At 70.4% G+C, this 21092-nt stretch carries 22 protein-coding genes and 1 pseudogene; 11 read left to right on the top strand and 12 right to left on the bottom strand.

The window, feature by feature from the left end:
- Positions 1-41: 41 nt before the first annotated feature.
- From ACGFNI_RS04070 to ACGFNI_RS04050, 5 genes are all read right to left on the bottom strand, one after another.
- Positions 42-560 (bottom strand): GPP34 family phosphoprotein, encoded by a 519-nt coding sequence (locus ACGFNI_RS04070; RefSeq protein ID WP_393681432.1) that lies wholly within the window; start codon positions 558-560, stop codon positions 42-44.
- Positions 561-738: 178 nt separating this feature from the next.
- Positions 739-1344: a DNA-binding response regulator gene (locus tag ACGFNI_RS04065; protein ID WP_393680388.1), complete on the bottom strand. Its 606-nt coding sequence runs from the start codon at positions 1342-1344 to the stop codon at positions 739-741.
- Complete coding sequence (locus ACGFNI_RS04060; protein ID WP_393680386.1) at positions 1341-2573, bottom strand: sensor histidine kinase; 1233 nt, start codon at positions 2571-2573, stop codon at positions 1341-1343. Before ACGFNI_RS04060 ends, ACGFNI_RS04065 begins: the two co-directional genes overlap by 4 nt.
- Complete coding sequence (locus tag ACGFNI_RS04055) at positions 2570-3370, bottom strand: ABC transporter permease (protein ID WP_393680384.1); 801 nt, start codon at positions 3368-3370, stop codon at positions 2570-2572. The genes ACGFNI_RS04060 and ACGFNI_RS04055 overlap by 4 nt, the downstream gene beginning before the upstream one ends.
- Positions 3367-4287 carry an ABC transporter ATP-binding protein gene (locus ACGFNI_RS04050; protein ID WP_393680383.1) on the bottom strand — a complete coding sequence of 307 codons (921 nt, stop codon included), beginning with the start codon at positions 4285-4287 and terminating at the stop codon, positions 3367-3369. Before ACGFNI_RS04050 ends, ACGFNI_RS04055 begins: the two co-directional genes overlap by 4 nt.
- 440 nt (positions 4288-4727) lie before the next feature.
- Between ACGFNI_RS04050 and ACGFNI_RS04045 the strand changes: the two genes are divergently transcribed.
- Positions 4728-6332, top strand: coding sequence for a CocE/NonD family hydrolase (locus ACGFNI_RS04045; protein WP_393681430.1), 1605 nt, complete (start codon positions 4728-4730; stop codon positions 6330-6332).
- A gap of 165 nt (positions 6333-6497) precedes the next feature.
- On the opposite strand, the gene ACGFNI_RS04040 is transcribed toward ACGFNI_RS04045, so the two are convergent.
- From ACGFNI_RS04040 to ACGFNI_RS04025, 4 genes are read right to left on the bottom strand one after another with little or no spacing between them, the layout of a single operon-like run.
- Positions 6498-6800 carry an ArsR/SmtB family transcription factor gene (locus tag ACGFNI_RS04040; protein ID WP_393681429.1) on the bottom strand — a complete coding sequence of 101 codons (303 nt, stop codon included), beginning with the start codon at positions 6798-6800 and terminating at the stop codon, positions 6498-6500.
- Positions 6801-6823: 23 nt separating this feature from the next.
- On the bottom strand, positions 6824-7429 hold the full coding sequence (locus tag ACGFNI_RS04035; RefSeq protein ID WP_393680381.1) for a hypothetical protein: 606 nt from the start codon (positions 7427-7429) through the stop codon (positions 6824-6826).
- Positions 7426-8706, bottom strand: coding sequence for a hypothetical protein (locus ACGFNI_RS04030; RefSeq protein ID WP_393680380.1), 1281 nt, complete (start codon positions 8704-8706; stop codon positions 7426-7428). The genes ACGFNI_RS04035 and ACGFNI_RS04030 overlap by 4 nt, the downstream gene beginning before the upstream one ends.
- A 3-nt stretch (positions 8707-8709) precedes the next feature.
- Positions 8710-9453 (bottom strand): ATP-binding cassette domain-containing protein, encoded by a 744-nt coding sequence (locus ACGFNI_RS04025; protein ID WP_393680379.1) that lies wholly within the window; start codon positions 9451-9453, stop codon positions 8710-8712.
- Between the two features lie 446 nt (positions 9454-9899).
- On the opposite strand from ACGFNI_RS04025, the pseudogene ACGFNI_RS04020 reads away from it, so the two are divergent.
- The 4 genes and pseudogenes from ACGFNI_RS04020 to ACGFNI_RS04005 all read left to right on the top strand — a co-directional run.
- Positions 9900-9950: pseudogene (locus tag ACGFNI_RS04020) on the top strand (hypothetical protein); the annotation flags it as partial.
- Positions 9951-10456: 506 nt separating this feature from the next.
- Complete coding sequence (locus ACGFNI_RS04015; RefSeq protein WP_393680377.1) at positions 10457-10645, top strand: hypothetical protein; 189 nt, start codon at positions 10457-10459, stop codon at positions 10643-10645.
- A 154-nt stretch (positions 10646-10799) separates the two neighbouring features.
- Entirely contained in the window at positions 10800-11534 is a 735-nt protein-coding gene (locus ACGFNI_RS04010) for a S1 family peptidase (protein WP_393680375.1), read from the top strand.
- A gap of 233 nt (positions 11535-11767) precedes the next feature.
- Positions 11768-12103 carry an SCO0607 family lipoprotein gene (locus tag ACGFNI_RS04005; protein ID WP_393680374.1) on the top strand — a complete coding sequence of 112 codons (336 nt, stop codon included), beginning with the start codon at positions 11768-11770 and terminating at the stop codon, positions 12101-12103.
- A gap of 249 nt (positions 12104-12352) precedes the next feature.
- On the opposite strand, the gene ACGFNI_RS04000 is transcribed toward ACGFNI_RS04005, so the two are convergent.
- Entirely contained in the window at positions 12353-12925 is a 573-nt protein-coding gene (locus tag ACGFNI_RS04000) for a TetR-like C-terminal domain-containing protein (RefSeq protein WP_393680373.1), read from the bottom strand.
- Between the two features lie 153 nt (positions 12926-13078).
- Between ACGFNI_RS04000 and ACGFNI_RS03995 the strand changes: the two genes are divergently transcribed.
- The gene (locus ACGFNI_RS03995; protein WP_393681427.1) at positions 13079-14137 is read left to right on the top strand and encodes an NADH:flavin oxidoreductase/NADH oxidase; all 1059 of its coding nucleotides are present in this window, start codon (positions 13079-13081) and stop codon (positions 14135-14137) included.
- A gap of 47 nt (positions 14138-14184) precedes the next feature.
- Here the strand turns inward: ACGFNI_RS03995 and ACGFNI_RS03990 are convergent, their stop codons facing one another.
- Complete coding sequence (locus ACGFNI_RS03990; protein WP_393680372.1) at positions 14185-15057, bottom strand: LysR family transcriptional regulator; 873 nt, start codon at positions 15055-15057, stop codon at positions 14185-14187.
- Positions 15058-15127: 70 nt separating this feature from the next.
- On the opposite strand from ACGFNI_RS03990, the gene ACGFNI_RS03985 reads away from it, so the two are divergent.
- The 4 genes from ACGFNI_RS03985 to ACGFNI_RS03970 all read left to right on the top strand — a co-directional run bounded on the left by ACGFNI_RS03985 (position 15128) and on the right by ACGFNI_RS03970 (position 18495).
- Complete coding sequence (locus ACGFNI_RS03985; RefSeq protein ID WP_393680371.1) at positions 15128-15445, top strand: hypothetical protein; 318 nt, start codon at positions 15128-15130, stop codon at positions 15443-15445.
- Complete coding sequence (locus tag ACGFNI_RS03980) at positions 15442-16188, top strand: SDR family NAD(P)-dependent oxidoreductase (protein WP_393680369.1); 747 nt, start codon at positions 15442-15444, stop codon at positions 16186-16188. Before ACGFNI_RS03985 ends, ACGFNI_RS03980 begins: the two co-directional genes overlap by 4 nt.
- A 141-nt stretch (positions 16189-16329) precedes the next feature.
- On the top strand, positions 16330-17241 hold the full coding sequence (locus ACGFNI_RS03975) for a LysR family transcriptional regulator (RefSeq protein ID WP_393680368.1): 912 nt from the start codon (positions 16330-16332) through the stop codon (positions 17239-17241).
- 267 nt (positions 17242-17508) lie between these two features.
- Positions 17509-18495: an NAD(P)H-dependent flavin oxidoreductase gene (locus tag ACGFNI_RS03970; protein WP_393680366.1), complete on the top strand. Its 987-nt coding sequence runs from the start codon at positions 17509-17511 to the stop codon at positions 18493-18495.
- Positions 18496-18574: 79 nt separating this feature from the next.
- Here the strand turns inward: ACGFNI_RS03970 and ACGFNI_RS03965 are convergent, their stop codons facing one another.
- Complete coding sequence (locus ACGFNI_RS03965; protein WP_393680364.1) at positions 18575-20230, bottom strand: hypothetical protein; 1656 nt, start codon at positions 20228-20230, stop codon at positions 18575-18577.
- Positions 20231-20545: 315 nt separating this feature from the next.
- Between ACGFNI_RS03965 and ACGFNI_RS03960 the strand changes: the two genes are divergently transcribed.
- A partial coding sequence (locus ACGFNI_RS03960) for a GNAT family N-acetyltransferase (protein ID WP_393680362.1) occupies positions 20546-21092 on the top strand: 547 nt, incomplete at its 3' end.

Raw genomic sequence — 21092 nt, 5'->3', positions numbered from 1 at the left:
AGAGGAACAGGCGCCCCACTGACAGGAGATGCGGCCGGTGCTCATCTGCCCCAGCCGCCCCCGACGGCCCTGCTCGACAGGAACGAGTCGCGCAGCGCCTTGCGCAGACCGGGAACGAGTGCGTCGAAGCACTCGGCGAGCGCCTTGAGGGTGCGCTTGTGCTCGCGCAGTTCCTTCCGCGTGAACACGCTGGTCATCTGGCATTCGACGGGGAGCACGGCCATGGCCAGTTCATCCGCCGGGACGGCAGCCGGATCGCGGCCGGCCACCACGGCGTGGCGCGCCGTCTGCTGAAGGGCGAGGACCTGCTGCGGGTCGTTGAGGGTGACCTGGTGGGAGGCGAGCGGCGACAGGCTCCGTTCGCCGGGGAGCGTGATGACTCCCGCCGTGGCGAACTGGTCGCGCACGGGCTCTTCGGCCGTGTGGGCCTTGTTGTGCACGAACTGGATCCAGTGCTTCGGCTTCTCCGCGGGCACGTCACGCCACACCTCGGCGAGGAATCCATCGCTCGGCGGCCTGGCGGCGCGCCGTGCGACCTTGCCGCCATTGGCGGTGAGCAGCCCGTCAAGGGTCAGCTCGGTCAGCGTGCGGCGCGCAGCAGCTGGCCGCGCCCCTGGAGGTTGACGACCTCGAACTTCCCTTTGTCCACGGTGCAGCAGAGCAGGTACAGCCGTTGCGGCAGTGTCTGATTCATTCGCTTCCCGAGTACTTTCGCTGTTGATTGCTCGTGGTGCGGGGCTACAGCCATCCGCGTTCGCGGGCGACGCGGGCCGCTACATGGCGGTTCTCCGCGCCGAGCTTCGCTGCCGCCGCCGACAGGTAGTTGCGTACCGTCCCGGGGGACAGCGCCGCCTGCGCCGCGATCTCTGCCACCGGGGCTCCGTCCGCGGCCAGTGCCAGCAGTTCCGCCTCCCGGGAGGTCAGCGGTGACTCGCCCGCGGCGATCGCGTCCGCCGCCAGCTCGGGGTCGACGTAGCGGCCCCCTTCGTGCACCGTGCGGATGATCTCTGCCAGTTGCTGTGCGGAGACCGTCTTGGGGACGAAGCCACGGACGCCGGCAGTCAGCGCCCGCTTCAGCGCACCGGCCCCGGCGTGGCTGGTGACGATCATCGCCGTGCACTCCGGCACCGTCGTGCGCAGCTGTGCGGCCACCGCGACGCCGTCGGGGCCGGGCATCTGGAGGTCCAGGACGGCGACGTCGGGGCAGTGGGCGCGGGCCATCGCCAGGGCCTCGTCGCCCGATGCGGCCTCCGCCACGACGGCGAGGTCGTCCTCCAGCGCGAGGAGAGCGGCGAACGCGCCGCGGATGAGGTGTTCGTCGTCCGCCAGCAGGATCCTGATCATGCGGGGGCCTTCCACGGGATCCTTGCGGTCAGGCGGAAGGTGCCGCCCCTGCGCTGTTCCGTGGACAGCGTGCCCTCCAGGCCGGCCAGCCGCTCGCGCAGACCGGGCAGGCCGGCGCCGGTGGCCGAAGGCCGGGCGCCCGCCCCGTCGTTCTCCATCACCAGCACCACCGAACCCGACTCCGTCGCACGCACCGACACCTCGCAGTGCGAAGCGCCGGACGCGTGCCGGAGCACGTTCGTCGTCCCCTCGCGGACCACCCAGCCCAGCGCCGACTGCACATCGGTGGGCAGCCGCGCCGCCGGGCCGTTCTCGATCCGGCAGTCGATCCCGGCCGCTTCGAGCACGGACCGGGCACCGGCGAGTTCGGTGTGCAGGTCGGCGGTGCGGTAGCCGCGGACCACCGCGCGGATCTCGCGCTGCGACTCCTGCGCTATGCGCTGCACCTCCACCATCTGGTCCACCGCCTCTTCCCTTCCCCGCCGCGCGAGTTGGGCCGCGAGTTCGCTCTTCAGGGCCACGACGGCGAGGTTGCGGCCGAGTACGTCGTGCAGGTCACGGCCGAAGCGCAGCCGCTCCTCGGCCACGGCGAGGCGGGCCTGGGTCTCCCGGGCCGCGGCCAGCTCCTCGACGTGGTGCACGCTCCAACCGGAGACGCGGAACGCAGCCGCCATGAGCGGCACCATGAACAAGCCGGCGCCGACCACGAAGACCAGCGCCTCGCCCGTCAGCCCGCTCGCCGCGGCCGATCCGATCGCCGCCACCGACACTGCCATGACCAGCACGAAGCCGGTGCGGCGGGGGAGCGCCAGGGCCGGTGGGCCGGCGTAGAACAGCAACTGCCACACCAGGTACGGCGTCAGTTCCCTGCCCTCGATGCGGCCGGTGGCCAGCAGCACGCAGCCCAGGGCGATCACGGCGACGGTCACGGCGGAGTACAGCGCGACGAGCAGGTCCGGGCGCGGGGCGGTGCCGAGGTAGTGGTGCATGGCGGAGCGGCTGAGCAGCAACTGGACGACGATCTGTGCGGCGATCAGCGCCGCCACCAGGGAAAGCCAGGCCGGGCCCACGTCCACGACCGCGATCCAGAACGCCCACAGGCCCGCCTCGAAGAGGGCGAAGGAGGCGATGCTGGCGAGCGTGTAGCGGCGGAAGCGATCGGCGCCGTCCCCGCCCCCGAGGCGCTCCTGCCAACTCGCCACGCTCATCCCGGTCTCCGTGGTGCTCAATTCCGTGGCTCCCAGCGGAACCACCGGTACACAGCAAACACCGCCGCGCCCGTCCACATCAACGCGAAGAGCGTCAGCCGACCCTGGTCCAGGGCGCTCAGCCCGCCCGTCCAGCCACCCCGCAGCAGGTCCATCACCGGCGAGAACGGCAGCCAGGCAGCTATCTGCCCGACCGTGTCCGGCAGCAGATCACGCGGCAGGAACAGCCCGGACCCGGCCATGGTCACCAGCAGGAACGGCAGGAACGTCAGCTGCGCGCTCTCCGCGGTGCGGGTGAAGGCGGCCGTCAGCGCCGCCCCGGCGATCAGCAGGGCCAGCCCGGTCAGCAGCCCGACGGCCACCAGGTGCGGGGCGGCCGGCGCGGGCGCGTCCAGGGCCACGGTCAGCCCGGCGATCAGCAGCACGCACTGCACCAGCGCCAGCAGCACCGCCGGAAGCGCGCCGCCGGCGAGGATCTCCCAGTCGCGTACCTCGCCGGTGCGCAGCCGCTTGAGGACCAGCCCCTCGCGGCGCAGCACGTATACGCCGACCAGGTTCGTGTAGACGGCGAAGAACAGCGCCATCGCCAGCGCACCGGGCAGCAGGACGGTGGCCACCGACAGACCGGTGCCGCCCAGGTCCAGGCCCTTGACCATGCCGCGCATCGCGAAGGCCATCGTGACGGGCAGCACCAGCGCGGTGAACATCGACGCCTTGCTGCGCAGCAGCAGCGTCAGTTCGGCGCGGCCGAGGGCGGCCAGACGGCCCGTGGCGGCGGTGCGCCGAGCAGCCCGGACGGCCGGGATCGTAGCGGTCATCGTGCCACCTCCAGGTCCTTCGCGATGTGCATGAACGCCTCCTCCAAGGTCGCCGAACGGGCATCGAGGCCGCGCAGCGATATGTTCTCGTCCCGGGCCCACAACAGCAGCCCGGTCGCGGTGCGTTGCAGGTCGCCGGTCTCCAGCCGGACCGTCCCGCCGACCTCCTCCTGCCGGATCACCCCGAGCGGCGCCAGCGGCGGCAGTTCCCCCAGGAACCGGCCGTAGGGCAGCGCGAAGCTGATCTGCGAGGGCCGCTCGGCCACGACGTCGGCGACCCGGCCCGAGGTGGCGATCGCCCCCTCGTGCATGATCGCGAGCCGGTCGGCCAACTGCTCGGCCTCCTCGAGGTAATGGGTGGTGAGCAGCACCGTCGTGCCCTGCTCCTTGAGCTGCCGGATCAACTCCCAGGTATCGCGGCGTGACTGCGCGTCCAGACCGGTCGTCGGCTCGTCGAGGAACAGCACCTCCGGCCGCCCGAGCAGCGCCAGGGCGAGGTCGAGGCGCCGCCGCTCACCACCGGAAAGCTGCTTGACCCGCACCTTCCTGCGCTCCGCCAGACGCACGAGCTCCAGCGCCTCGTCCACGGGACGGGCGCCACTGGTGCAGCCCGCCCACATCTGTGCGGTCTCCACGACCGTCAGCTCCGTCGGGAAGCCGCCCTCCTGGAGCATCACCCCGATGCGGGGCCGCACGGCGGCGCGTTCGCGGTACGGGTCGCAGCCGAGCACCCGGACGGTCCCGGCCGCGGGGGCTGCCTGCCCCTCCAGGAGTTCGAGGGTGGAGGTCTTGCCGGCGCCGTTGGTGCCCAGCAGAGCGAACAACTCACCACGTGCGACGGTGAGGTCGATGCCGCGTACGGCCTCGAAGCCCCGATACCGCCGCCGCAGATCCGCGGCTTCAATCACTGTGTCCATGTCCTCCAGCGTTCCGGCACGCCCGGCCCGACGGGAGTGCGGTCTGTCATGAGCCCGCATGACATCTGTCATGCGGTGGCCGACGGGCGAGGGCTGGTTGGGAGGGGTTAGCCGCTTCCGAAGACCCTTCGTCAGGAGTTCTCAGGTCGGACGGCACAGGAAGCCGTGGACTGCCTCAGCGAACCGCGCAGCGGGACTCAGCCGGAGCTGTTCGGGATTCGAGGGCCAGCGGCGCCGGTCCCTCCGCCAAGGGACACCCTCCCGCGCTCCTTCCCCTGGTAGTTGGGGCGGCCCGTGCGCAGACCATCCAAGCCTCCTCTATTCTCGTACACTGTACGTAGTAACAGAGGAGGGGAACGATGCCATCACGCATGCCCGATGCCGCGGCCAGGCCGTCCTGGGTGTCACCTGCAGGAAAACCGCCACTGTCCTCACGGATGATGAGGGCGACCTGGCGAGGTCTCCCGGCGAAACGGCACGATGCCGGATGGGAGCCGGGGCTGGTGGTGCCGGCCGCCGACGGCAGCCCGTTGATCACTGACCACTATTTCCCGCGCGACGAGGGCGACTTCCCCACCCTCCTGGTCCGCTCGCCTTACGGCCGCGGCCTGCCGTGGTCTCCCATGTACGGCCTGCTCTTCGCCGAACAGGGCTTTCACGTGGTCCTGCAGAGCTGCCGCGGCACCGGCGGTTCAGGAGGCACGTTCGACCTGTGGCGCAACGAAGCCGCCGACGGCCAGGCCACGATCTCCTGGCTGCGCGAGCAACCCTGGTTCAACGGAACGCTGGGGACCGTCGGCCCCAGCTACCTGGGTTACGTGCAATGGGCCCTCGCCCTGGACCCGCCGCCGGAACTGAAGGCAATGGTGGTGCAGGTGGGCCTGCACGATCCCTACGCACTGTTCCACGCAGACGGTGTGCTACGCCTGGAGAACGCCCTCACCATCGGTGCCGGTGTGACCTACCAGCACCAGGGCGTGGCACCGTTCCTGAAGGCGACACTGCGCCTGCAACGCCGCCTGCGTGAGGTCATCACCGCGCAGCCCTTGCGCGGGGCGTACGTGTCCGCTCTCGGAGGTGAAGTGCCCTGGCTGGACGACGTGATGACTCACCCGGACGCCAAGGGCGCGTACTGGCGCGGCGCGTCACTGGCGGAGTCGGCGGAGCGGCTCCGTGTGCCCACGAGCCTGATCACCGGGTGGCACGACGTGCTGGCCGATCAGACCTTCGAGCAGTACGGCCGGCTGCGTCAGGCCGGATGCGAGACCGCGCTGCTCGTCGGCCCTTGGACCCACACCTCCGCGTTGCAACAGGGGTGGCCCGAGGTGTTCGCCGAGAGCCTCGCATGGCTGCGCGCCCACCTGTACGCCGACCCATCCGGCCTGCGCCCCACCGCGGTGCGCGTGCACACCGGCGGCGAAAACGCCTGGCGGGACCTCGACGAGTGGCCGCCGGCCACGGCTGCCACCCCCTGGTACCCCACTTCGGAAGGGCACCTCACCCGACAGGCCCCCGCGGACTCCGTACCGCTGACGTCATTCCGCTACGACCCGGCCGACCCCACCCCGTCCCTCGGCGGCCCTCTGCTCTCCCGCACCGCCGGCTCCCGCGACAACCGCACCCTGGAGGCCCGTTCCGACGTCCTGACGTTCACCGGCCCCCCACTGACCGAGCCCGTGGACATCCTGGGCCCGGTCTCCGCACGGCTGAGCATCTCCACGGACACCGGCCACGCCGACGTCTTCACCCGCCTGTGCGACGTGGACGCACAAGGCCGCTCCGTCAACATCTGTGACGGGCTGGGCCGGCTCCGGACGACCGAACACGCGCCCTCGCAGGTCACCGTGCCGATGAGCTCCACCGCCCACCGCTTCGCCGTCGGTCACCGCATACGCTGGCAGATCAGCGGCGGCGCCTATCCGCGCTTCGTCCGCAATCCCGGCACGGGGGAGTCGCCGGTCGACGCCACCACCTTCGCACCGGTGCGCATCACGCTCCACACGGACTCGGAACTGATGCTTCCGCGCAGCTCCGGGCTCACGTAGTTCTCCAGCCATGCAGGGAAGGGCTGACGAGCCGGGCTGTGAGGCCCGGCTCACTCCGCGACTCCGACGTGGTGGGCGGGTCAGCGCAGTCAGCCGGCGGCCGGCCGGCCGGGCAAGGCGCAGCACGGCGCGATGACGTAAAGCATGAGAAGTGCCGGGGCCCGCTCACCAGTTGGCGATCACGTCAAGCCCTTGGGAGACGGCGATGTCGAGCAGGCCAGGGAAGCGGGCATCGAGATCGTCCCGGCGGAGTCGGTTCAGCCGCCGGGTTCCCTCGTCCCGCTGGCGGATCACGCCTGCTTCCCGGAGCACCTTGAAATGGCCGCTCTGGGTCGACTTGCTGACCGGCAGCGCGAACGACGTGCACGCCAGTTCACCGTCGGGTTCGGCATCTGCGAGCCGGGTGACGATGGCCTCTGGTCGGCCGACTGACCTCGGCACCTGTGCTGCCGGGCGGGAGCAGAACAGGCGGCGTCGGGGCTCGGCCGGTGTCAGGCTGTGCGGGCGAGGGGATTGCACAAGGGGCGTTGCCTCCACAGGATCAGGCCGCAGCCGACGGCGAAGAGGAAGGCGGCCTCCCCCATGCCCAGGGCCGAGCCGGCTTCCTGGATGGGCCATGCCCACGGCCGGGCGGTGCCTCCTGGCCTGCGGCCCCCGGCGGCGCAGGCCAGGGGGAGCGCGGCAACGCAGATCGCGGCGATGCCGGGCCCCAGGACGGCGCGCACGATGAGAGCGGTCCCGAGAAATCCGGCGCAGTTGCGGGCCAACGACAGGGCCTCCGGCCGGTCCCACACCGCGTGGATGCCTCCGTCCAGCAGCACGGCCAGGAGCACAAATGCCAGGCACAGCGCCAGGTTGCGGCGTCCTCTGTGACGCAGGGCGACCTCTTCGGTGACGGTGTCGCCGCGGTCGATGCCGTGCAGAAGCAGGACGACGGGAAGGATTCCGAGGATCTGGGTCACCAGGAGTCGGCCGGAGGCCCCGACGACGGCGGGTACGGGGATGGCTTCCTGCCGGACCACGAGCGCCAGGAGGTAGACCGCGAGGGTCGCGGCTACGACTGCGGGGATGCCTTTGGCCTTGAGCCACCAGATCATCGTGCGGCCTCCACGGTGCGGGAGGAGGGCACCGGAGCAGGTCCGGTCGTGCAGTCGCGCAGGGCGTTCAGGTTGTGCCGGAACCACGCCAGCTGCTTGGCGGGGGAGAGGCGCTTGACGCGTTCGGCCACCGCGGAGTCCTGCGGACCGTACCGGCCGGCGACCTCTTGCCGGCCGGTACCGGCGGTCAGTGACAGCCACGCGGTACTGGGGCCGTACGCTTCGGCGCCGGGGAACGGGCCCGACCGGGCACAGGACGGCGGGCCGGACGGCAGGATCCCGGTGGCGACGCCGGAACGCACGTCCGCTGCGGAGGGGGCGGGCCAGACTCCGATGAACAGGGCGTCCTGGCCCGGGTGTTCCTGCATGGTGAGCGTTGGGGGAACGGTCAGGCCGGCCTGCTGGAGGCGGTGGCGGGCGTCGGAAGCGTTCTCCCGGATCATGGTGGCGTCCCGGGAGAGCTCTGGCCATACGCAGACGCGCGGCGTGTGACCGGAACACTGCAACTGGTCGGTGGAGCGGGCGTTCACGGGATCGGCGGGAAGTCCGTAGGCGAGTGTGCCGCTGCCGGCCAGGCCGATCACCAGCAGTGCGGAGAGGGAGAGGACGCGTGTCCGGCGGTGCAGGCCGGTCAGGGCGAGAACCGCGGCCCCGACGACACCGAGCGCAAGGACCAACGCGCTCGCTGCGGCGCGCCAGTTGGGAGTCTGGTCGAGGGAGCAGCACGACGGCATGCCTCCGGTGACCATGTGGCGTAGCCACAGCGGCTCCAGAGCCGCCGGGTATGCGGTCAGGAAAAAGCTGAGAATCAGGGCGAGGGGGGCGGCGACGACCAAGGGGAGCCGTGTGCCGAGCAGAAAGCCGGCCATGGAGTGTGCCGAGAGAACGACCAGCCACACGGCGACCATGCCCAGTGGCGGCGCTCCGACGTTCGGGTGGCTCTGGGAGATGGTCAGGGCGGAGGCGACTCCCATACCGACCATGCCCAGGACCAGGACGGGAAGCAGCAAGGGGAGCGCGATGCCAAGTCCTGAGCGCGTCGGTGCCCAGTGGGTGACCCGGCCGCGGGTGAGGCGTGATCCTTCCCAGGCCCCGGACGCGGCGCATGCGGGAGCGATGAAGGGCAGGGCAAAGCTGGCGGAGCCCAGGGCGCTGGGCCAGTAGCCGACGGTCACCTCATTGGTGAGGTCGTCCGACAGCAGCAGAGCGACGAAGGCGGCCAAGAGGGGTGCCAGCCAGGAAGCGGAGGAGGAGCGCAGTACGGTACGCCAGAGCACGGCTCACACCTCCTGGGCGATGAGCTGGGTGTAGGCGCCCTCGGCTCGCCGGCCTTCGGGGATGCCGGCTGCTGCCAGAGACAGGAAGCTTTCGGTGTCGCCTTCGAAGCGGACCTGGCCCTGATCGAGGATGACGACGTGGTCGTACATCGAATCCAGGTCTTCGGTCTGATGGGTCGACACCACCACCTGGATATCAGCCAGGAGATGGGTCACGAGGTCACGGAAGATCTGACGCTGTGACGGATCGAGTCCCGCGGTGGGTTCGTCGAGGAGCACAATCTCACTGCTGTGGACGAGAGTTCCGGCGATTCCCATGCGCCGCAGCTGGCCTCCCGAGAGCTGGTGGCTCTTCCGGTCCGTCAGGCTTCCCAGTTTCACCCGTTCCAGCGCGTCACGGGACTGGTCCCAGGCATCCGAGCGCGACATTCCCTTCAGCCACCCGATGTACGCGACGTTTTCCCGCACTGTGAGGCCGGGCATGGGCTTCACATCCTGGGGAAGCCATCCCACCGCCTTGCGGTAGGTCGCACGCGATTTCGCCTGAGAGGGGTCGGTACCACGCCAGGTAACGCTGCCGTGGGCCGGTAAAATCCACGAGGCGGCGATACCCAGGAGTGTCGATTTTCCCGCGCCGTTCGGCCCCAGCAGGACGGTAGCCCTGTGTCCGATGGAAAGATCGAGCCGATCGAGGACTGGCACCTTCCGGCCGTACCGGAAGGAGCACTGATGGAATTGCAGAGACATGCCGCCCTTACTTTTCGCGAGCCGACGAAAGCCGGCCGGAAGCACACTGCTTCCGGCCGACCCGTCATCGATTAATGAACTACCACGTCATCTTGACGGGTTTGGCGTACAGGTGGAACGTTCCCGGCCCCGCTGCACCATTGCTCTTGTCGAGGCTGAAGTAGTAATCACCCGACGCGAGATCCCCCCAGTACTTCGTTGCACTGCACACATCGCTCGGCTGAACTGAGGGCCGCGACAAGTCGCCGGTCTCGGACCGGCCCTGCTGTCCTGCGCTACAGAACTGGCCGCTGAGGGGAGATCTGTAGCGCAGGGCAGTGGCCAAGAGAAGTAGGTGAGCGCGGCACAGCCGGGCTGTTGTGGAGCAACTGGCTGCCTGTGAACGTGCGGATGCGGGTGTCCGAGACGTTATCCGGTGAGGGTGAGGCGCTGGTCGGCTGCTGCTGGTGTGGCTGGCCGCCGTGCACGACATCGGTAAGGCGGCGACTGCGTTCGCGTGCCCGGTGGATCAGCTCGCCGACCGTATGCGAGCGCACGGGCTGGAGATGAGGAGCGGACCGCTCATGCCTGGCTGCGGGGGGGAAAGAAGGCGATGCTGTCGCCGTTCGTCGCCGGGACGGTGGACCAGTTGTTGTGCGCGGGGCTCAAGAGCTGCTACCTGGCGCTGCGCCATTTCGCGGTCGCGGGAAGGCTGTGGCGATCGACGAGGCGCATGCCTACCTGCCCCCCGTGCCACGGGGATGGTCTCAGCCCGATACCCACGGCTGTCCCACAGGGGGAGTGCGCCTACCGGTTGTTGAATCCCCAGGCGTGAGGTTCGTCCAGGGGCTGGTCCGATATCGATGCTGTCGGCGTCGGTGTCTGTGGCCAAGCGGTGCCAACGAGCTTTGTTGGCACCCGGGTTCAGCTTCGGTCGCGTCGGCGGAGGGCGGCGAACAGGGTTGCGCCGATGGCCAGGGAGCCTGCCGCGGTTGCGGCAATCCAGGGGAGGGGCCCTGCTCCGGTGTCGGCCATGCTGCCGCCGGTCGAGCCTTCCGTCGGGTGCCTACTTCCGCTGCCCGAGCCCGTGCTCGTCCCGGAGACGCCGGTGATCCTCTCCACCGACCACCACTACGAGAGCGTCCTCGCCCCACGGACCACCGGCGAACAGTGGCTCGAAGTCTTCCCCGGCTCCACGCATTGGTACACCTGAAGAACATCCCCGCCCGCCAGGCGCGGGCTCACTTGTGCACGGCACAGGTGAAGCAGGCACCGACCCCGCGTCGACACCTTCGGAACTCTTCGGCCCAGCAGGGCATCTCACTAGCAGTACGGGCCTCATGCCCCGACGAGAGGAGCTGTTCAGAATGGTGCGTCGAGTTCGTGCACTGCTGCTAACCGCCTTACTGCTGGTGACGGGCGCGGTGATGTCGTCCGCGCCGGCCTTTGCCGTCATCGGCGGATCGAAGAGCGCCTATGGACCGTGGGCGGTGCGCATGCTCGTGGACGGCAAACCGGCGTGCACCGGGACGGCGGTCACACGTCAGTGGATCATCAGCGCCTCGCACTGCTTCTTCGAGCAGGGACAGCCGGTCGCCGACAAGCGGATCTCGTTCCGGGTCGGCAACCTCGACATGCGGAAGGGCACCACAGTCCACCCGGTGCCCGGCGGACGCGCGGGAAATGCCCACGCCGACATGATGCTCATCAAGGTCCCGCCGATGAAGGTCCGTACGGCACGCCTGGCCACGGCCGGTGTCCAACCCGGCCAGGACGTGCGGCAGTTCGGGTGGGGCGCCACCTGCACCGGGGACGAAAACACCTGCCAGTCCCCTGTGCTCAAGCAGTCGGACCTGCGGGTCGTACGGCCGGACGACCCCCGATGCGACGGCTACACCGCACCGGGCGGCTCGGACTTCTGCATGGAAAAGGTGTCCGGGATTCCGGCCGGCGGCGACTCCGGAAGCCCGGTGATGAGCATCTCCCCGCAAGGCACCGAAACCCTCCTCGGCGTCTTTGACGGCTCCGACCGGCAGAAGATCGCCGAGGCCGGGGAGATCTCCCAGCAACTCGCCTGGATCCGCTCGGTCACCCGGCGGTAATACACCCCAATCCCGCCCGAACGCGGGCAAATTCAGGGCCTGCTGTCCTCATCGGCGCTGGAGAGTTCGCAACAGGACCTGACGAGGGGCGACCGAGGGCGGATCGCTTGGAACTCGCGTTCAGATCATGACGAGTTGGATATGTACGTGCCGGCCTGAGTACATGTACTCAGGACCTTGCTCTCACCGTCGACCACGGTGAGAGCAGACCGAACAACCCACAGGAGACGACCGTGATCCCCGGCGCCAGCTGCCCCCGTTCCGCCTCTCGCCGCCGCCGCGTCCGCGCTGCCGCGGCCCTCGCAGGAGCTGCCGCAGTTGTTGCGCTCGCCGGCTGCTCCGGCTCCCTCTTCCAGGACGACATCTGCAGCAACGGTGAGTATCCCGTCATGACCGTCGGGGCCACCGGCTCCGCGTGCGTCAAGGACAGCGAGAAGGTTCCGAAGGGGTACACGCGCTACCCCGAGGGCAAGGTGCCGCAGAAGACCGACGACAAGTGGGACATGTACTGGCGCACACACACCGTCGACAAGACGGGCAACATCGTGGACGCGCCGGACGAGAAGTGAGCCGTCGCCGACGCGGGGCGTCAGTGCGGGAAGTCGATGACGTGCGTGTTCATGTCGGAGCCGACGATCCGTCGTCATTCTCGGCAGACCATCACGACCGAGCCCCACGCGGCACGCGAGCGCGCTTCGCTCCGGCCCGTAGCGCGGCTCGTGGCCGCTGTTGCCGCGCAGACACCGCGGACACCCCACCGCGGGCATCCGCTGCCCTGCGCGGTGATACAGGCGAAAGTCCCTTGTGGCGTGGTGTTTTCAGTCCGGCAGCAGATGTGACACGAGGGTGTGTGTCCATTCGCGGGTGAGGGGCTGGCCGGCGAAGACGGCCCGGTAGTAGAGGGGGGCGAGCACGGCGTCAGTGGTGCGTTCGAGGGTCGGGGGCTGATGGCCCCGGGCCCGGTCCCGTTCGAGTATGGCTTCGAGTGCTTGGCCGCGTTCTCCGCTGCATGCGAGGGCGCCTTGCCCGCCGGCTGTGCCGATGGTGGCGCGCACCAGGGCGAGGGTGTCCGGGTCGCTGAGGTCCTTGGCGAGGTCGGATGCGTAGCGTTCCAGGTCCTCGCGGAGGCTGCCGGTGTCCGGCACCACGAGGTCACCGGAGAAGCGGCTGGTCGCGACGTCGGCGAGCAGGTCGCCGATGGAGCCCCAGCGGCGGTAGACGGTGGTGGCGTGCACGCCTGCGCGGGCGGCTACCACCGGAATCGTCAGCAGCTCATTCGCCTCGTCGGCGAGCAGTTCCTTGACGGCCCGGTGGACGGCCGCCCGGACTCGGGCGCTCCGGCCGCCCGGCCGGCTGCCGGAGTGCGGCGGGGGAGAAGTCGTTGAGGACACGCGACTCATTATTGCATTGATCGCTGCTTTTTTAACGCAGTGGTTGCTGCGATTGTGGTACGTTGAAGCTGTAAACGCAATGATCACTGCGAGGGGCGCCTGCCTCAGGAAGTGAGTTCAGCTGTGTCCAGCCGAGAGTGTGCGGAACCCGAGATGCGCCCGCTGCGGCTGCGGGACGTCACGGTCCCCAACCGTGTGTGGATGTCCCCGATGGCCCAGTACTCCGCCGGATCCGATGGGAAGCCGACCGACTGGCACCTCGTGCACTACGGCGCGCGTGCGATCGGCGGAGTGGGTTTGACCATGGTCGAGGCCACGGCCGTGGGGCCATCGCACCGGACCACGTCGGCAGACCTCGGGATCTGGAACGAAGAGCAGGCCGCTGCGCACCGGCGCCTGACCTCGTTCATCGCCGAACGCGGCGCGGTTCCCGCGATCCAACTGCTGGCCGCGGGCAGGAAGGGGTCGCACCAGGTGCCCTGGGAAGGCGCGGGGCAGAACGGCCCGGTGAGCGTGGCCGACGGCGGCTGGGAGACGATCGGGCCGTCGGCGACGCGGTTCGGCGAACTGGGCGTTCCCCGGGAAGCCGGCCGTGCCGACATCGATGAGGTCGTCGAGGCGTTCGCCAGGGCGGCCCGGATGTCCCACCTGGCGGGGTACGAGGCCGTCGAGATCCACGCCGCGCACGGGTACCTCGTGCACCAATTCCTTTCCCCCCTGTCCAACCATCGGACGGACGAGTACGGCGGGAGCCTGCAGAACCGGATGCGCCTTCCGCTGCGCGTGGCGCGCGCCGTCCGTGCGGCCTTCCCGGCGGAGAAGCCCGTCTTCGTCCGTATCACCGCCACGGACTGGGCCGACGGCGGCATCTCCATCGACGAGGCGGTGACGTTCGCCAAGGAACTGGCAGCCGTGGGCATCGACCTCCTGGACGTCTCGTCCGGTGGGGTGGCGCGGGACCGGGAGGCCCGCCCGCCGGTGCGGGACGGGGTCCATGTCGAGTTCGCGGACACGCTCAAGAGGGCGTCGGGGCTCGCAGTCGCCCCGGTCGGACCGATCGGCGACCTGTCGCAGGCCCGCGAGCTGGTGGCCGACGGCCGGGCGGACGCGGTGCTGATAGGGCGTGCTCTGCTGCGCGATCCGTACCTCGCCCTGCGCAACCGGCCCGGCGCCAAGGCGGCCTGGCCGAGCCAGTACCACCGCGCACTGTGAGCGCAGAGCCTCGGCGGAGGCGATCGGGCATGGGTGAGCGCCTGTTTCTAGCCAGGTTCCTCGCGGCCTGACCCGGTCTCGTGCCGGCGCGACCCGAGCGCGGCGGCCACGAACGAGGCGACCAGCGGCCTGCGGTCCTGCTCGTTCCAGGCGAGCACCAGGCGGCTGGGCGGCGCGTCGGCCACCGGGACGCAGCGCAGGCCGGCCGGGACCGGTGCGACCAGCGAGCGCGGCAGCACCCCGATCATCCGGCTCACCGTGATCATGTGGAGCAGCTGGACCACGTCGGCGACCTCGGGACCGGTGCCGTCGCCCCCGGGAACCCCCTTCCAACGCGGCAGCGTCTCGCCTTCCAGATCGGACATCCGCACCGCAGCCTGCCCGGCCAGCCGGTGCCCGGACGGGACGATGACCACGCGGTCCTCGGCGAACAGCGTCTCGTGGTCCAGGCCGTCCAGATCGTCGAACGGCGCGTAGAGCAGGCCGACATCGGCCCGGCCGTCGCGCAGGAAGTCGGCGCGGTCGGCGGGGCCGCTGAACAGGATGTCCACCCGGCGGGCGTCGGGCTGGTGGGAGTACGCGGCCAGGATCCCGGACAGCAGGCCGGCGTCACCGCCGGGCTTGAGCACGAGCCGCAGATGGGCCCGGGTGTCGCCGGCGCGCCGGGCGTTCCGGACTGCGGCGCTGACCGCGTTGAGCGCGTGCCGCCCGTGTTCCCGCAACGCCTCCCCGGCCGGGGTGAGTTCGACGCGGCGGCTGGAGCGGATGAACAGCGGGACGCCGAGCCGGGTTTCGGTCCGCCGGATCGCCTTCGACAGCGCCGGCTGCGCGATCGAGAGCCGGACGGCGGCCCGGCCGAAGTGCAGCTCGTCGGCGACTGCGAGGAAGTACTCCAGCTCGCGGGTCTCCAATTCGATCATGCCTCCAGGTTATCGCCGAAGAACGAAACGGTCTTGGACGGCGGCGGCGTATGCCGTCAAGGATGGGCGCATGATCAACCACACAATGATCGTGTCCTTCGATCACCCGCTGCCGACCGCCGAGCTCGATCAATACCTCACAGACATCGAACGGGTCATGCTCGACTCCGATCTCGTGCGGTCGGTCGCGGTACGGCGCCACCTCCCCGTCCCCGGCGAGGAGGCCATTCCGGCGCTGATCGCGACCGCGATCGTGCAGGTCGCCGTGGCCGACACCGACGCGCTGGCGAAGGCGTTCGCCGCGCCCGGCATGCACGAGGTCATCGACCACTGGCAGTCGCGGCACCCGTACCGGGTCGCCTGGGCGAACCACGAGCCGCTGGCATGAGCCGCGCTTCCCGAAAGGTGGGACTGGTCACCGGCGCCGGCAGCGGGATCGGCCGCGCGGCGGCACTGGAGTTCGCCCGGAGCGGCGCCGCGGTCGCCGTGCTCGACATCGACGAGCGCACGGCGGCCGAGACCACCGAAATGATCAGGAAGGACGGCGGGGAAGCATTGACCTTCGCCGTCGACATCGCCGACGAACGCTCCGTCCAGGCGGCCGTCGAGGGCACGGTCACGGTGTACGGCGGCCTCGATTTCGCCGTGAACAACGCCGGCCTGGCCTCGCACCACCGGCAGCTCGACGAGATGACCCTGGACGAGTTCGAGCGCGTGCTCCACGTCAACCTGGCCGGGACCTTCCTGTGCATGAAGTACGAGCTGCCCTTGCTCCACGGTGGCGGCGCGATCGTCAACATCGCCTCCAACGGCGGCCTGTACGCGATCCCGCACGCCCCCGCCTATGTGGCCGCCAAGCACGGCGTCGTCGGGCTCACCAAGGCCGCCGCGGTGGACTACGCGCCGCAGAACATCCGGGTCAACGCCGTCTGCCCCGGCCCGACCCGCACCGCCGGGTTCGAGAAGGTGGCGGCCGGCACCGACATGATCGCGCAGCAGGCGGCGATCACCCCGCTCGGCCGGCTGGCCGCACCGGAGGAGGCCGCGGCGGCGGCGGTCTGGCTCTGCTCGGACGCCGCGTGCTACGTCACCGGCATCGCGATGTCGGTCGACGGCGGACGGCGGGCATGAGGGCCGTCGCGGTCGAGGAGCACATGGCCACCACTGAGGCGTTCCAGCCCTTTCGCGTACGGCCTGGACTTCGTGCCGCGGTTTTCGCGCCGTCGGCCGGAGGTAGGCTCCGGGCCACCCCGGACCCGTGTGGAGGCCGACGTGGAACTGTCCGACCTGCGAATCTTCCTGGCCGTCGCACGCACGCGAGGCATCACCAGAGCCGCTCAGGAACTGCACACCGTGCAGTCGAACGTCAGCGCCCGGATCCGCGCCCTGGAAAAGCAGCTCGGCGCACCGCTGTTCCGCCGGCACGCACGGGGCGTGGCCCTGACACATACCGGCGAGCGGCTGCTGCCGTACGCCGAGCGCATCAGCCGGCTCGTCGACGAGGCGCAGCAGGTCGTCGGCGACGAGACCGATCCGTGCGGACCACTGCGGATCGGCTCCTTGGAGACCACGGCGGGCCTGCGGCTTCCCGCGGTGCTGGCGGCCTTCGCCGAGGACTGTCCCCGCGTCGACTTCTCACTGGTCACCGGCCCCACCGAGCAGCTGGTCCGGGACGTCCTGGCGTACCGGCTCGACGGGGCGCTGGTCAGCGGCCCGGTGCGGCGGCCCGACGTGGTGGAGACCCCACTGTTCGAGGAGCGCCTCGTCCTCGTCACGGCCCGCCGGGTCTCCGATCCTGACACCGTGCTGCACGACCCCAGGATCCTCGTCTTCCGCACCGGCTGTTCCTACCGCAGGCGCCTGGAGAGCATGCTGCACGCGCGAGGCGCCGTCGGCGTTCGCTGCATGGAATTCGGAACGCTGGAGGGCATCATCGGCTGTGTCGGGGCCGGCCTGGGCATCAGCCTGCTGCCCGCCGCCGTGGTCGAGCGGCACGCCTCCCGCGAACAGATACGGGTGCACGAACTGCCGGAGGACGAGGGACGCGCGGAGACCGTCTTCGTCCAGCGCGTCGACGCACCGCCGTCGCCCGCCGTGACCCGCTTCCTCACCCACGTGCGGGCGGTGGAGCAGGTACCGCCTGTCCTGCGGATGGTCGGCGGTTCCGCCACGGCGACCGGCTAGTTCACCGGTCCGACGCTCCTCGGCCATCGGAAAGGTTCTCCGCCGGAGATGGCTCCCATCACCACCAATCGTTGGACCTGAAATCCCGGCGAATCTACTGTCCATCCAGGCGCTGTCGCCGAACTCCCCTCTGCCCCGCGGCGTCTGGCACGCCGCGGGGTCTGCTCTCCGGGCAGACAAGGGGAGTTCGACGGCAGAACCTGACGCTGACGCCGCACCGCCCGCCGTGCCACCGGCGGGCGGTGCCCGGACGAAGGGGACTGTGCCTTGCTGACCACGCGCCTCACCCACGCCTTGGGAGTCGAGCACCCCATCGTGCTCGCCCCCATGGACCTCGTCTCCGGAGCCCGGCTCGCCACCGCGGTGACCACCGCGGGCGGCCTCGGCATGATCGGCGGAGGCTACGGCGACGGAGAGTGGCTGGAGCGGGAGTTCGCCGCCGCGGCCGGCACCCGGGTGGGCTGCGGCTTCATCACCTGGAGCCTGGCCCGTCGCCCCGAACTGCTCGACATCGCCCTGGAGCACCGGCCCGCCGCGGTGATGCTGTCCTTCGGCGACCCGGCGCCGTTCGCCGACACGGTCCGCGCCGCAGCCGTACCGCTGCTGTGTCAGGTCCACACGCTCGACCAGGCCCGCCAGGCACTCGACGCCGGAGCGGACGCCATCGTCGCCCAGGGCGGCGAGGCCGGCGGCCACGGAGCCGGGACGCGCTCGACGTTCACCCTCGTACCCGACATCGCGGACCTGATCGCCGACCGCTCCCCGCACACGCTCCTGCTGGGTGCCGGCGGGGTGGCGGACGGCCGCGGACTCGCCGCCGCACTCGCCCTCGGCGCGGACGGTGCCCTGGTCGGAACCCGCTTCTGGGCGACGCAGGAAGCAGGGGTCTCCGCTCGCGCCCACGCGCGTGCGGTGGCGGCCGGCGGCGACGACACCGTCCGGACCAGCGTCTACGACATCGTGCGGGAGTACGCCTGGCCCGCCGAGTACAACGGCCGCCTGCTGCGCAACCGCTTCACCGACCGATGGCACGGGCGGGAGCCGGAACTCCGCGCACACCTCGCCGAGGCCGCCGCCGAGTTCAACACCGCTGTCTCACAGCGGGACTTCGACGTCGCGAACATGATCGTCGGCGAGAGTGTGGGCCTGGTCAAGGAGATCCTGCCCGCCGGGGAAGTGGTGCGGCAGATGACGCAGGACGCCGCCGCCCGCCTCGGCCGACGGACTCCGCAGACCGCCGCGGCCGGCAGCTGAGCACGCGGTCAGGGAAAGACGCCGCCGCGCCCGACTGGGCGGCCCGGTCCTGTGGCTCCACGGCGATCTGCGCCCGGGTTCAGCTTCGGGCACGTCGGCGGAGGGCGGTGAACAGGGTTGTGCCGATGGCCAGGGAGCCTGCCGCGGCTGCGGCGATCCGGGGGAGCGGGCCCGCTCCGGTGTCGGCCATGCTGCCGCCGGTCGAGCCGTCCGCCGGGTGCGCACCTCCGCTGTCCGGGCCCGTGCTCGTCCCGGAACCGCCGGTGGAGGCGCTGGGGGAGGGGGAGCCGGAGCCGCCGGTGGCTGTGCCCGTCCCGCCGCCCGGCTTGCCGTCGACGGTGACGGTGAGAGCTGCGGTGTTGTTGGTGCCGTCAGGATCGCTGTCCGGACGGGTGACCGTCACCTTGCCCGGGGCGAGGGCGCGCGGCTCGTCGATGCGCAGCTCGAAGGCGAAGCGGATGTAGTCGCCCGGTGAGAGGCGGTAGTCGTCGAGGTCCTGGTGGCACAGGTAGCGGGGCGCGCGGGGCTTTCCCCGGCCGGTTGCCGCGGTGCCCCAGCTGCGGCACAGCTCGGGGACCTGCACGGCGGTCGTGCCCGGCGGTAGCAGGACCTCGGTCTCGGCCACCGGGTCCTCACCGGGTTCGCTGCCCAGCCAACTCTTGGAGCCGGCAGGCCCGTTGTTGCGCAGCCCCACCTCCGCCGTCACGGTCTTCTTGCCGGTGCCGTCGACAACGGCCCCCACGGCCTGGAGGTCCATGGTGTTGTCCGCGGAGACGCGACCTGTGGCGGGCCCGAACTGCGGGGTGGCAGGGGCGTTCGGGTCGGTGCGAGGGGTGAGCTTCAGTTCAGGGCCGGTGCCTCGGTGCGCCGAGGTGAGGGTAAGGAAGTCGATGTCCTTCGCCTGCTGCCCGATACTCACCTGCCACTCCTCGGCCAGCGCGGCGCCGCCGACCTTCAGCGCGCTCAGGCCGAGGTCGTACGAGTGCCCGAGTTCCACCGGTACCTCGACGAAGCAGCGGGCCGCCGGTTCCTCGTCCCAGAGCCCGTACTCGCAGTTGCTGAACTCCTGGGCGAACGACAGTCCCGGCGTGGTCCACATGGCGACGTGGATGCCGCGCAGCTCTTTGGCTCCGTAATGCGTGAGACCGACCGACGGCCGGACCAGCGAGCCCGGCTTCACCTTGTCCCCGCCGGACGTTGCCTGACGGTCGATGACCAGCCCGGCATCCTGGACGGTCACCTTCAGGTCCATCTCGCCCAGCGTGACGCCGCCCGCCTCCCCGCGGACATGCAGCGCCCCCGAGGCACCGACCGCTGCGCCCTTGGCGGAGAGCGCCTTCAGACCGTCCACGCCGAAGGATTTGCCTGGTTTGAGCGGCCCTCCCGCCAGCTTGGCGCCGTCGCAGACGAAGACGCGGCCCTCTTTCTGCCGGCAGTCCGGATCCTCCAGCGAGACGTCGGCTATGCCCTTGAGGCCGGTGGCATCGAGCGTCACCGTGAAGGACTTCACCTCTTCGGCACTGGTGTTGCGCCCCCACACAGTGGTCTTGGCCCGGTGGTCCTCGTAGGGGTAGGTCTCCAGCCCGCCGGCCGCTTGGTCGTGGCTGAACTCCAGGACGGGGCCTGCCGCCGCGGCCTCCTCGGCGGTCGGCGCGACGGTGACCACGAGCCCCGCCACGAGAGCAAGGACGCCCACGCGGGCCGTGGCGCGGAACAGGGGCAGAGGTGCTCGCACGGGTCTCCTCAGGATGGCGGCTGCGTCGGAAACGGCAGATACGACAGGAACAGACCGCGAAAGCCACCGAAAGGTTGTACGAACACGCGTCGACGCATCACAAGTTCCCCGCCGCACAACGGCCTGCCCAGGCTGTCTAAGGAGCTGGACGCGGCCGGTGGTGTGCGCGGTGATGCGGCCTCCACCGTGGGGCGCGAGACGGCGGACACCGCCACGGCCGGGGTGTGAGAGGCCCTGGAAGATGCTGGCGAGACTGTGCCCGCCCCCTCCCGGATATCCTGCCTTGTCCTGAACAGGCCAGGGAGGTCTCCCACCATGAGCAGCACCGCGTCGTCTTTTCCCGAGCGGATGGAGCTCTCGGGGGAGGGCCTCGTTCTCCGCGACTGGACGGAGGCGGACCTGGCCGCGATGCCGGAGTTGTTCGACCACCCCGACATCGCGTACTGGACACCGATTGTTTCGCCCTTCGATGGGGCGGCTGCCCGTGCACGGCTGGACCGGAGCCGGCGGTTGCGTGCGGAGGGTACGGCCGTTCTGCTCGCCATCACCGTTGATGGTGGTGCACCGCTCGGCGAGGTGATGCTGCGGCGCGCTCCTGAGGGCACTGAGCTCGGCTACGCGGTCGGCCCGGCGTATCGCGGTCGGGGGTTGGCGGTGCGGGCGGTGCGGGCGGTGCGGGTGATGGCTGGGTTTGCCTTCGAGCGGCTGGGCGCGGGGCAGGTGATCTTGGAGCTGGAGGCGGGGAATGCTGCGAGTGTGGCTGTGGCTGTGGCTGTGGGTGCGGGTTTTGGGTTGTTGGGTGTGTCGTTGGTTGTGGGTGTGGGGGAGGGGCGGTCCTTTGCCCTGCAGGTGTGGGGTTTGG

It is taken from the genome of Streptomyces sp. NPDC048644 (assembly GCF_043199105.1).
In the GTDB taxonomy this organism is placed as follows: Bacteria; Actinomycetota; Actinomycetes; order Streptomycetales; family Streptomycetaceae; genus Streptomyces.
The sequence above is the reverse complement of the archived record's forward strand: the minus strand, read 5'-3'. Positions and strand labels throughout refer to the sequence as shown.

Coding starts and splice junctions, on each gene's coding strand:
- ACGFNI_RS04065 (WP_393680388.1), bottom strand. CDS start 1,344: ATGATCAGGATCCTGCTGGCGGACGACGAACACCTCATCCGCGGCGCG.
- ACGFNI_RS04055 (WP_393680384.1), bottom strand. CDS start 3,370: ATGACCGCTACGATCCCGGCCGTCCGGGCTGCTCGGCGCACCGCCGCC.
- ACGFNI_RS04050 (WP_393680383.1), bottom strand. CDS start 4,287: ATGGACACAGTGATTGAAGCCGCGGATCTGCGGCGGCGGTATCGGGGC.
- ACGFNI_RS04045 (WP_393681430.1), top strand. CDS start 4,728: ATGAGGGCGACCTGGCGAGGTCTCCCGGCGAAACGGCACGATGCCGGA.
- ACGFNI_RS04035 (WP_393680381.1), bottom strand. CDS start 7,429: ATGATCTGGTGGCTCAAGGCCAAAGGCATCCCCGCAGTCGTAGCCGCG.
- ACGFNI_RS04025 (WP_393680379.1), bottom strand. CDS start 9,453: ATGTCTCTGCAATTCCATCAGTGCTCCTTCCGGTACGGCCGGAAGGTG.
- ACGFNI_RS04010 (WP_393680375.1), top strand. CDS start 10,800: ATGGTGCGTCGAGTTCGTGCACTGCTGCTAACCGCCTTACTGCTGGTG.
- ACGFNI_RS03995 (WP_393681427.1), top strand. CDS start 13,079: ATGCGCCCGCTGCGGCTGCGGGACGTCACGGTCCCCAACCGTGTGTGG.
- ACGFNI_RS03990 (WP_393680372.1), bottom strand. CDS start 15,057: ATGATCGAATTGGAGACCCGCGAGCTGGAGTACTTCCTCGCAGTCGCC.
- ACGFNI_RS03985 (WP_393680371.1), top strand. CDS start 15,128: ATGATCAACCACACAATGATCGTGTCCTTCGATCACCCGCTGCCGACC.
- ACGFNI_RS03980 (WP_393680369.1), top strand. CDS start 15,442: ATGAGCCGCGCTTCCCGAAAGGTGGGACTGGTCACCGGCGCCGGCAGC.